At 64.0% G+C, this 10888-nt stretch carries 11 protein-coding genes; 4 read left to right on the forward strand and 7 right to left on the reverse strand.

Features of this window, described 5'->3' with window-relative positions:
- From Y704_RS19480 to Y704_RS0106610, 7 genes are all read right to left on the reverse strand, one after another.
- Positions 1–344 (reverse strand): heat shock protein transcriptional repressor HspR (locus Y704_RS19480; protein ID WP_035771857.1); only part of this gene is annotated, 344 nt, incomplete at its 3' end.
- 100 nt (positions 345–444) lie between these two features.
- A complete protein-coding gene (locus Y704_RS0106585; protein WP_026549523.1) occupies positions 445–1443 on the reverse strand; it encodes a DnaJ C-terminal domain-containing protein in 999 nt (332 codons plus the stop codon).
- A 163-nt stretch (positions 1444–1606) separates the two neighbouring features.
- A complete protein-coding gene (locus tag Y704_RS0106590) occupies positions 1607–2371 on the reverse strand; it encodes a nucleotide exchange factor GrpE (protein ID WP_026549524.1) in 765 nt (254 codons plus the stop codon).
- Positions 2372–2373: 2 nt separating this feature from the next.
- Positions 2374–4248: a molecular chaperone DnaK gene (dnaK, locus tag Y704_RS0106595; protein ID WP_026549525.1), complete on the reverse strand. Its 1875-nt coding sequence runs from the start codon at positions 4246–4248 to the stop codon at positions 2374–2376.
- A gap of 186 nt (positions 4249–4434) precedes the next feature.
- Positions 4435–5934 (reverse strand): MFS transporter, encoded by a 1500-nt coding sequence (locus Y704_RS0106600; protein ID WP_081747446.1) that lies wholly within the window; start codon positions 5932–5934, stop codon positions 4435–4437.
- Between the two features lie 196 nt (positions 5935–6130).
- Positions 6131–6415, reverse strand: coding sequence for a helix-turn-helix domain-containing protein (locus Y704_RS0106605; RefSeq protein ID WP_026549527.1), 285 nt, complete (start codon positions 6413–6415; stop codon positions 6131–6133).
- A complete protein-coding gene (locus tag Y704_RS0106610) occupies positions 6415–6912 on the reverse strand; it encodes a DUF2975 domain-containing protein (RefSeq protein ID WP_026549528.1) in 498 nt (165 codons plus the stop codon). Before Y704_RS0106610 ends, Y704_RS0106605 begins: the two co-directional genes overlap by 1 nt.
- Before the next feature lie 294 nt (positions 6913–7206).
- Here Y704_RS0106610 and Y704_RS0106615 point away from each other — a divergent pair, with 294 nt between their 5' ends.
- The 4 genes from Y704_RS0106615 (at position 7207) to Y704_RS0106630 (ending at position 10841) form a co-directional block, all read left to right on the forward strand.
- Positions 7207–7914 (forward strand): ABC transporter ATP-binding protein, encoded by a 708-nt coding sequence (locus tag Y704_RS0106615; RefSeq protein ID WP_026549529.1) that lies wholly within the window; start codon positions 7207–7209, stop codon positions 7912–7914.
- Positions 7911–9206, forward strand: coding sequence for an ABC transporter permease (locus tag Y704_RS0106620; protein WP_026549530.1), 1296 nt, complete (start codon positions 7911–7913; stop codon positions 9204–9206). Before Y704_RS0106615 ends, Y704_RS0106620 begins: the two co-directional genes overlap by 4 nt.
- A 68-nt stretch (positions 9207–9274) precedes the next feature.
- Positions 9275–9922, forward strand: a complete 648-nt coding sequence (locus Y704_RS22675) for a TetR/AcrR family transcriptional regulator (RefSeq protein ID WP_051476770.1) — start codon at positions 9275–9277, stop codon at positions 9920–9922.
- Between the two features lie 490 nt (positions 9923–10412).
- On the forward strand, positions 10413–10841 hold the full coding sequence (locus Y704_RS0106630) for a hypothetical protein (protein WP_155850242.1): 429 nt from the start codon (positions 10413–10415) through the stop codon (positions 10839–10841).
- Positions 10842–10888 lie beyond the last annotated feature (47 nt).

The raw sequence follows: 10888 nt of genomic DNA on the forward strand, positions 1-10888 counted from the left end.
ACGACGTCGCCGGCGAGGCCCGCCGCGAAGACGCGGCTCGAATCCGGCTGGCCACGGCGGAGTGCAAGCTCGGTGCTCAGTTCCTGCACCCGGGACTGCAGGGCCGCCACCTGGTTCTCGAGCTGCAGGATCCGCCGGATCCCCTCGAGGGAGACACCCTCCTGGGACAGCCTCTGGATTTCCCGGAGCGTTCCGACGTCCTTCTGGGAGTAGCGGCGGGCGCGCCCGGGCGCCCTGCTGGGGATCACGAGCCCGAGTCGGTCGTACTGGCGGAGGGTCTGCGGATGCATGTCAGCGAGTTCGGCTGCCACGGAAATCACGTAGATGGGAAGTGATGACTCCATACCGGACACCTCCTTCCGCCGTACCTGATCAACGTTCTCGTGGCCAAGTTCTCATGGCCAAGTTCTCATGTCCGCAGGGCCTGCGGGTCGGACCAGCCCGTCAGAGCCGTGCCTTCTCGGCCAGGGTGCCGCGCGGGTTCGTGTCGGCCGTCGCCTTCGCGAAGGCTTCCACCGCAGCGGCGGCTTCCTTCGACAGGTTCTGTGGAACCACGACGTCGATGGTCACCAGGAGATCACCTGCGCTCTTTGCGGTCGCGACACCGCGGCCCTTCAACCTGAGCGTGCGGCCGGAGGGAGTTCCTGCGGGGACCTTCATCCGCACCAGGTCACCTGACAGGGTGGGCACCTCGATCTGCGCTCCGAGTGCGGCCTCGGGGAACGTGACGGGTACGTGCACGCGGATGTTGTCTCCGTCGCGCTGGAAGAACGGATGATCCTTGATGTGCACGGTGACCATGAGGTCGCCCGTGCCCGCCGGGCCCGTCTGGCCCTTGCCACGCACCCGTACTTTCTGGCCCTCCTTGATGCCGGCGGGGATGCGGACGTCGATCTGCTCGCCGGACGGTTCGCGCAGGCCCACCGTGGTTCCCCGAATGGCGCCGGCGAAGGAGATGGTGGTGTTCGCGGTGCGGTCGGCGCCCTTGCGCGGCGGAGGCTGGAAACCCCCGGGGAAGCCGCCGCCGCTCCCACCGCCGAAGAGGTCGGCGAACTCGGGCGGGAGGTTGCTGTAGCCGTTGGAGCCGCGTGCTCCACTGCGGGTCCGGGGACCGGCACCCTGCCCGAAGAGATTCCCGAAGACGTCCTCGAAACCGCCCGACTGGCCGCCGGCACCGCCTGCCCCGCCCGCGGAGAACCGCGCTCCGCCGCCCATGGCCCGGATGGCGTCGTACTGCTGCCGCTCTTCGGCATCCGAGAGGACCGAGTAGGCCTCGGAGACGTCCTTGAACATGCGCTCCGAGCCTGCGTCCCCACCGTTCTGGTCGGGGTGGTGCTTCCGCGCCAGCTTCCGGTAGGCCTTCTTGATATCAGTACCTGACGCGTCCTTGGAGACACCGAGGATCTTGTAGAAATCCTTATCGACCCAATCCTGACTAGCCAATTGGTGTCTCCTTTTCCTTGTACTAGCTTCTAGAACGTGGGTGAGTAAGCGGCGGAGGCGGAGCAGTTCCCGAGGAAGGCGGCTTTAATATTCCGAGGTCCGCCAGGCCCGACGGAATTTCGCTGCCGCCGTTCGGGAACTGCTCCGACGCTCATGGTGACGCTTACTCCGGAACCGCGACGATCACCTGGGCGGCCCGGAGGACGCGCTCCCCCTTGCGGTACCCCGACCGGAGGATCTGGTTCACGCTGTCCGTCGTCACCCCTGCACTGGGTTGCTGCATGAGTGCCTCGTGGATGTTCGGGTCGAAATCCACACCGGTTTCGTCGATGCGTGTCAGCTCGTACGCCTTGAGGACGTTCTCGAGCTTGCCCGCGATCGCAGCGAACGGCCCCTCGGCGAGGTCGCCGTGCTGGCGCGCGGCATCGATGTCATCAAGCACCGGCATCAGTGAGTTGAGTACACCGATCACTGCCTGGTCCCGGGCCACGTCACGGTCACGCTCGACGCGGCGACGGTAGTTCACATACTCGGCCTGCAGCCGGAGCAGGTCGTCGCGAAGCTCCGCGACGACGTCGACCGCCGGGTTGGACTCGCCGCCGGCGCCTGCCTCGTTGAGGATGGCTTCGGCCTGGGCGAGGGCATCGCCGTCCATTTCGTCCTGTGCGGCGGATGCTTCGGGGTTCAGCGCCGCTGCGTCCAACACCTCGCCGTCCAGCACATCGGGGCCGAGCTCCTCAGCGTCCGGTGCCCCAGGATCGAAGGCCGACGCACCCGCAGGCCCCCCGGTCACCGGAATTCCCGGTGCCGGGCCGCCGGCGTCGTTCTGCTGCCCACGGACCTTGCCCGTTTCAGGGTCAATCTTGCGGTTGTCCTGAAAACTTACCGGTTCCGACTGATGCTCTTCTTCGTTTCCGTGGTGCGGCATAATTACTTCTTTTCGCTGGTGTCTTCGTCTACAACCTCGGCGTCAACAATATCCTCGTCGGCGCCGGCGGAAGCGGACTCGTCATTGGCAGGGGCATCCGGGCCTGGCTGGCCGGCTTCCTGCTGGGCAGAGGCATAGATGGCCTCGCCCAGCTTGGTCTGCGAGGCCTGCAGCTTCTCGAAGGCGGTCTTCACCTCTGCGTCGTTGTCCGAGGACTCGAGCGCCTTCTTGAGGGCGTCGACGTCGGCCTGGACCTCGGTCCTGACTTCCTCGGGCAGCTTGTCCGAGTTGTCGGAAATCAGCTTGTCCACGGAGTAAGCCAGCTGCTCGGCACCGTTGCGGGTGTCGGCTGCCTCACGGCGCGTCTTGTCCTCGGCCGCGTGCTCTTCAGCTTCGCGGACCATGCGGTCGATGTCCTCCTTCGACAGGGCAGTGCCGCCGGTGATGGTCATGGACTGCTCCGCGCCGGTGCCCTTGTCCTTGGCGGACACGTGCACGATGCCGTTGGCGTCGAGGTCGAAGGTCACCTCGACCTGGGGAACGCCGCGGGGGGCCGGGGCGATGCCGGTGAGTTCGAAGGTGCCCAGCGGCTTGTTGTCGCGGGTAAATTCGCGCTCACCCTGGAAGACCTGGATGGCCACGGACGGCTGATTGTCGTCCGCCGTCGTGAAGGTCTCGCTCCGCTTGGTGGGGATGGCCGTGTTGCGCTCGATCAGCTTGGTCATCATCCCGCCCTTGGTCTCGATGCCGAGGGACAGCGGGGTGACGTCGATCAGCAGGACGTCCTTGCGCTCGCCCTTCAGCACGCCTGCCTGGAGGGCGGCGCCGACGGCGACGACCTCATCGGGGTTGACGCCCTTGTTGGGCTCCTTGCCGCCGGCGAGTTCCTTGACGAGTTCGCCCACGGCTGGCATGCGGGTGGAACCACCGACGAGGACGATGTGATCGATGTCGGCGACCTTGATCCCGGCTTCGGCGATGACATCGCGGAACGGCTTCTTGGTGCGGTCAAGGAGGTCCTTGGTGAGGTCCTGGAACTTGGCCCGCGACAGGTGCTCGTCGAGGTGGACGGGACCGTCGGACGTGACCGACAGGTACTGGAGCGAGATGTTGGTGGAGGTGGCCGAGGAAAGTTCCTTCTTGGCCTGCTCCGCTGCTTCCTTCAGGCGCTGGAGAGCGATCTTGTCCTTCGACAGATCGGCGCCCTTGGCCTTGGCCTGCGCCAGCAGGTAGTCGACGACGCGCTGGTCCCAGTCGTCGCCGCCGAGGCGGTTGTCACCGGCGGTCGACCGGACCTGGATGGTCGAGAACGCGTCCTCGTCCTTGCCCACTTCGAGGAGGGAGACGTCGAACGTGCCACCACCGAGGTCGAAGACGAGGATGAGCTCGTCCTCCTTACCCTTGTCGAGGCCGTAGGCGAGTGCCGCGGCGGTAGGCTCGTTGACGATGCGCAGCACCTTGAGGCCTGCGATCTCGCCGGCCTCCTTGGTGGCCTGGCGCTCGGCGTCGTTGAAGTACGCGGGGACCGTGATGACGGCGTCGGTGACCTTCTCGCCGAGGTAGCTTTCGGCGTCGGTCTTCAGCTTCTGGAGCGTACGGGCGGAGATCTCCTGCGCCGTGTACTTCTTGTCGTCGATGTTGACGCTCCAGTCAGTGCCCATGTGGCGCTTGACGGAGGCGATGGTGCGGTCGATGTTGTTGACGGCCTGGCGCTTGGCGATCTCGCCGACCAGTACTTCGCCGGACTTGGAGAATGCGACGATCGACGGCGTGGTGCGGGCGCCTTCGGCGTTCGCGATCACGGTGGGCTCGCCGCCTTCGAGAACCGAGACGACCGAGTTGGTGGTTCCGAGGTCAATGCCTACTGCACGTGACATGCAATTTCCTTTCGAAAGCCCGAATGGGGGAGCACTCAAGCTCCGTCCAATCGATGGGCGCGTAGATTGAGCGTTCTGCACTCAACTATACCGGCGTCCGAAGGAAAGGCAAAATGGGGTTGAGCGTCAGGGGCTCAAGTTGCGTCGTCGCGCCAGGCTCACCGGAATTCCCCCGTCACCTCCCCGTCACGGGTCGAACGGGAGAGGTGTCGCCTTCGGAGTCTCTGCGGCCGCTTGCGCATACGACGCCGAGACGCGGCGGTAGGCCGGCGTCAGGAAAGCCAGCAGTGCGGCCGCCGCGATGGTGATCCCGGCGCACAGGAACACCAGGGCGATGCCGCGGGAAATGCCCTCGCCCAGAAGTGGGGCTAGCTGGGCGGCACCCTCGGCGGACCGCGAGTAGGGGATCATCCAGATTTGGGCGATCGGAGCGACGAGAAACGCGGTGATCGGCGCTGCCGCGGACTCGAACGCCAGCGCGAATCCGAACACCCGGCCCTGCTGATGTAGGGGCACCACCCGCTGGATGATGGTCTGTTCGGCGGCCTCCACGAAAGGCACCAGGACCAGATACAGCCAGATCCCGGCAATATACAGCCACGCCCATTCCCGCAGCGTCAACACTGCACCGCAGACACCCAGGAGGCTCACCGCGAAGAGCATGGTGCATAGCGGGTTGGACCCGAGCCCGAACCTGCCGATCAGCGCACCGCCCACGATGAGCCCGGTGGCGCCGAGCGCGAAGTAGGTCCCCCACAGTTCCACGGAGAACATCTCCAGTCCGTACGGGTCCATCAACGCCAAATACACGCCACCGGCGAAGTTGTTGAACGAGGAGAACAGGATGAGCGCGAACAGCCCGGAGATAGCCAGCACGGCGGTGAGCGAGCCGCGGAGGTCGAATGCGCCGTGCGCATCCGTGGCGGCAGGCCTTACCTCCTCAGGCATGCGCAGTGTGAGCAGATGGAGGAAAGCCAGTGCCGTGAGCACGACCGCGACGACAACCGTCCACCCCATGCCCAGCAGCCCGACCGACAGCCCGGAGAGTACTGAGGTGACAATGAACATCAGTCCCTGCACCATGCCTACCAGCCCGTTGGCGTTGGCCCTACGGTCCGGCTCGATGAGAATGGTGACCGTGGTGGAGAGGGCGATGTTGCGCATGTTCTCCACCACAGCGCCGGTCAGGACGACCAGGGTGAAGACCCAGAACCATGGCCGCGTCAGGTCCAGCAGCCAGGCGGTGGGTGTCAGCAGGAACATGACCGCGGACAGCACGAACATCACCAGGGTGAAGCCGGCGGCGAAGCGCATCACGGCCAGCTTGCGGTACCGGTCCACGAAGGTGCCGAAGCTGATGCTGGAGAGGGCGATCAGCAGCATGTAGGCGCCGCCGATGACCCCGGTAGCGATCACGTTGCGCGTCTGCAGATATACCCAGAATGTCAGGGAAAACCATAGGTAGCTGGTCGTGATGTTGGCGAGGGCGGTGTTCACCAGGATCCCGGTGAAGGTGCGGGACCGCTGTTCAGTACTGCGCAGGGACGTATCGAGAGCTCCGATATCGGCCAGGCGCGGCGTGTCACCGTCCTCGACCCGCGTGGAATCGGCGGCGGCGTCCTCAGGAAGGCCCTCGCCGTGGGAAACCGCACCGGCCCTGGGCAGGGCCGGTTCCTGCCCGGTCATGCGTCCCAGCGTACTGACGGACGACAGGCACGGAACTGCCACCCGGGTCGCGGTCGATAGCCAACATCGCAGGCCGGCCGTCGAGCGGTCCCGAATCAGCTCTCGCTCAGTCTCCGGCGCAGGACAAGCACGTTTCACATCAGCCGGCGCCGCACTGTGCTCGTGCCGACGCCGCGCTGTACTCGTGCCGGCGCCCTCAGCGAGGGAACGGAACCTCTCCGCGTCCGGAGTCCGAGGCAGCGGCGTCGTCGTCCGGCTGACGGAGGACACCGTCCGCGTCATCAACCCATTCCAGCAAGTCACCAGGCTGGCACCCCAGCACCTTGCACATGGCCTCCAGGGTGCTGAACCGGACCGCTTTGGCGCGACCATTCTTTAGCACTGCCACGTTCGCCGGCGTAAGGCCGATGCGTTCGGCGAACTCCCCCACGCTCATCTTCCGCTTGGCCAGTTCGACGTCGATGCGCACGACGATGGACATCAGATCACCTCATCCAGTTCGGTCCGAAGGGTGCGAACCTCAACGTCGCGGGCGACCGCCTGTGCAAGCAGAGCCCTCAGTACGAGGACGATCAGGGCCACAGCGGCAATCATCACCGCCACTCCACCGATCAACAGGACGACGCCGGGAGCGACGGCTTCTCCCGGCGCAAGGGCTACACCGAGCCCGAACGCCAACAGGGAAGCGGCCGTAAATGCGCCAATCACCACATCGACCAGTCGGAAGGCGTCAGAGGAGAACACTGTTCCTCGGCGCACCATCGTGAGAAGTCCCCACACGCACACCACAGCGACCTGGATGGCGAAAATGCCGAGAACGGTGAAGACGACGAGCGGCGTGCGGATCATTGCGACGTCAGGATCGGCCTCGCTCAGATCAAGCCCAAGCAGCGGAACCATCACCACCTGGATGAAAATCGAGCCGGCGAACATCATCGTGAGCACAATGCGTAACGCGACAACTGTCAGCTTTCCCATGCCATCTCCCTCAGTTGAATACCAGTATCAAACTATCGCTTATCAATAGTTTATTCAAGCACATCGGCAGGTTGGTGGGGCTGGACCACCCACGCCCACCAAGGCTGCGGCACCCTACGACAGGAGAAGCCTCGCTGCTGAACCGGGGCGGAGGGAACGTCGACGCCGGCACCCCGATGGGTAGCCAAATTGTGCATCAAAATCACCGAAAAATACAGTGACTGTGTTATATAATGCAGTAACTGTATATTTTTTATCGGGAGTGATCATGACCAAGACAACTCGGCGGCAACGATGACCGCATCACCGATCATCGACGTCAGGAACATCAGCAAGGCTTACGGTTCGGGAACTGGTCGTTTCGAGGCGCTGCGCGACGTCTCTCTTCAGATTGGGCAGGGTGAGAGCGTAGCGATCGTCGGCAAGAGCGGTTCCGGGAAGTCCACATTGATGCACATCATCGCCCTGCTAGATACGCCGGATGCGGGAACGGTCTCCTTCGCGGGGCAGGATGCACTATCGCTCTCACCGAGGAGAATCAGCGAGCTTCGGAACAAGGAGTTCGGCTTCGTCTTTCAACAGTTCTTCCTGACGCCTGGCACCTCCGTACTGGACAACGTCACGCTGCCGTTGAAGATCGCAGGAATGCCGGCCGGGATGCGCAAGGAACGAGGACTGACGGTCCTCGACCAATTCGAACTTGCAGACAAGGCCTCGAACAAAGCTACTGATCTCTCCGGAGGGCAAAAGCAGCGCGTGGTCATCAGCCGGGCGCTGGTCAACGAACCCAATGTCATCTTCGCCGATGAGCCCACCGGCAACCTGGACACTGCCACGGGGACGGTCGTCGAGGACTCCCTATTCGCCCTCAGCCGGGACCTCGGGATCACTCTGGTCATCGTCACCCACGACGAGGACCTCGCCGCACGGTGCGACCGCCAAATCATCATCCGCGACGGCGCCATCGCCGCCGAAACCTCCAGGACGGGTGCCGCAGCATGAAAACGATCGACCTGGTCACGACAGCAGTACGCAACACGTTCCGCAGCAAGCTCCGCACAACCCTGACCGTCCTCGCCCTGTTCATCGGCGCCTTCACACTGACCCTGACCACCGCAGTAGGAGCAGGAGTCACCGACTACGTTGAGAAGCAGGTCGCAAGTCTTGGTACCGACGACGTCTTCATCGTCACCCGGGCGGCCCCGACGACCACGGAAGGGCCCGCAACCTACGACCCTGCCACCTCGAGTGCGTCCTCCGGCACCGGCGCTCCCGGACTACCCGGAGCAGGACAAAGCGACCCTCTCACCGATGCCGATCTCTCCACCCTGGCCCAAATCAACGGCATCCTCAGCGTGGACCCGGTTCAAGCAGTCGCCATCGACTTCATCCAGCACGAGGGCGGGCAGGAGTACGAGTTCAGCATCAACCCCACCTCGTCGATCACCCGGGCTGACCTACTCGCCGGCAAGCAACTCTCCGAAGCCGCCTCCACCCTCGAGGTCATGATTCCTGCCGACTACGTCGAATCGCTCGGTTTCGCGAGTCCGGAGGACGCCGTTGGAGCCACCGTTCAGCTAGGACTGACCGACGTCCTCGGCGCGCAGCACCAGATCTCTGCTGTCGTCGCCGGGGTAGCCCAGGAAAGCCTGCTTTCCTCCGGAGGAGGCGCGAACCCCGCCCTCGTCGCCGAAGCAGCGGACCTACAGTCCGCGGGAGTGGACGCCGGGCCGGTCCGCTACCCCCTCGCTGTGGCCTACTTCGATTCGTCCCAATCCGAAGATTCGATCCAGGCGCTGAATGACGTGATCACCGACGCCGGTTACGGGGCGCAAACCATCATGGACCAGCTCGGCGTCATCAGAACCGTCATCGACGGGATCGTCGGTGTACTCAACGCCTTCGCCATCGTCGCCCTGATCGCTGCGGCCTTTGGAATCGTGAACACGCTGCTGATGAGCGTGCAGGAAAGGACACGCGAGATCGGGCTCATGAAAGCTATGGGAATGCGCAGCCGCAGGGTCTTCTTCCTCTTCAGCTTCGAAGCGGCATTCATTGGATTCCTCGGCAGCGCTACCGGAGCCCCCACGGCCGTCGTCATCGGAACCGCCCTCAACGCAGCCCTGAGCGCAGGTCCCCTAGAAGCCCTACCCGGGCTGGAGATTCTGCTCTTCGAGCCCTCCGCGATCATCGGCATCATTGCCCTGATCATGGTCATCGCGTTCATCTCCGGAACCCTTCCCGCAAGCAGGGCCGCCCGGAAAAATCCTATCGACTCGCTACGCTACGAGTAGCCACACCCAGGACTCGAGCAGCCCTCCCTGATGGGGAGTGCAACGAATTTCAACAGGAGGAACCGCGCATGGCAGTCCCCAAACAACCCGGGCTTCGCCAGCGCAAACAAGCAGCGACGGCACTCACCATCGAACGGAGCGCCGTCGCGCTTGTCCTCGAACACGGCCTCGACGCCGTAACCGTCGACATGATCTGCGCAGCAAGCAACGTATCCCAACGGACCTTCTTCAACTACTACGGCACCAAAGACGCGGCAATCCTCGGAAGCGCACCTCCCAGTCTCGACGAGCACAAGGTGCGCGAGTTCCTCGCCTCCGACTCGCCGGACCTTCTCGCCGACCTGCTGGGCCTTCTCGCTGCACTCATGCCCGGCGAAACCGCCGAGGCTGAACTCATCGCCTCGCGCATGAAGATGATCAGCCAAACGCCGTCGCTGATGCAGAAAGAAATGGAACGGCTTTCCATCATTCACGAGGAGGTAGGCGATATTCTCTACCTTCGCCTCCGCCGCCTCGCACAAGCCGGTGAAACGGAAGCCATGATCCGCCAACAAAGTACGATGCTCGCTCACATCATCCCTGGAATTCTGCGCTACACCCTGGAAAAACCCCGCAATGGCGCGATCATCCCCAGCCCGGATGACCTGTCAGCCCTCCTAGCCTCTACCTTGAGGAAACTCATCCCTCCCGCTCCTACCGGGAGTCGCGCCCGCTAATCTTTCGCGCTCTAATCGACAGGAACCAACTCATCCAGCAACTGCTCGACCACGCCTGGGCAGGCTAGAACATTCGCCCTTTCCAAGACCTACGTTCTGCGGCTTCCGCCTGTTCTGCGACCTACCTCGGCTTCGAACACTTCCCAGCGTGTCGCCTCTGCACCCGCCCCTCAACTGAACCCCGCGCAGTTCCAACTGCTGCTGGCTGATCGATCGGCTGCAGCCCGACCGGGAGGAATCCCTTTTCAGGAGGTTCCACGCGCTCAACGAGGCTGAACGGGGCGAGCTCCACCGGCTGACAACAAAGGCGCTCCAAGGGTTGCCGTCAGCCCGGTGACACTCTACCCTGATGCCATGTTTAGCCGTGAAGATCGGCAGGGTCGGCCCGCATCGTCTCTGGCGGTACTCGGCAGGGGCTTGCTCAGCCTTCTCACAACACACGCCGACGGGCTCCACGGCCGGGCCCAACCTCACCGTCCGGGGAGCTCTCATGACCGCCATCGTTCCCAGCAGCCCTCACCGTGTGTGGGCAGTGGTTTCGGGAGATTCCTCCCGTCAAGTGCTTACCTGTGCGGCGGCTGCTGCTCAGGTGCTCCTGCCCACGTTCTACGGTCCACGGTTCCGGGGTGAGGACGCGCCGCCCAACGTGATTCAGCCGGCCGCCTACGCGTTCACCGTCTGGTTTCCCATTTTCGCCTCATCCATTGCCTACGCGGTCTACCAGGCTCGGGGTTCCGCCCGTACCCAGGAGATCTGGCGTTCGGCAGGCTGGCCTCTTGCGGGGGCGTTCACCGCAACCGGCATCTGGGCGCCGTTGGTGCGGTCGGGCCGGTTCTGGAGCGCCCAGGCGGCGTTGGCCGCGATCGCCGTGCTGGCAGAGACGGAACTTGTCAAGTCAAATGAGACATGCTCGGGGTAGTTAATGAGCCGATAGTTAGGCTCGTTGCGCCGGGTCGTTGATCGCCG

Origin of the sequence: Arthrobacter sp. Br18 (genome assembly GCF_000520555.1) — a bacterium.
In the GTDB taxonomy this organism is placed as follows: domain Bacteria; phylum Actinomycetota; class Actinomycetes; order Actinomycetales; family Micrococcaceae; genus Arthrobacter_D.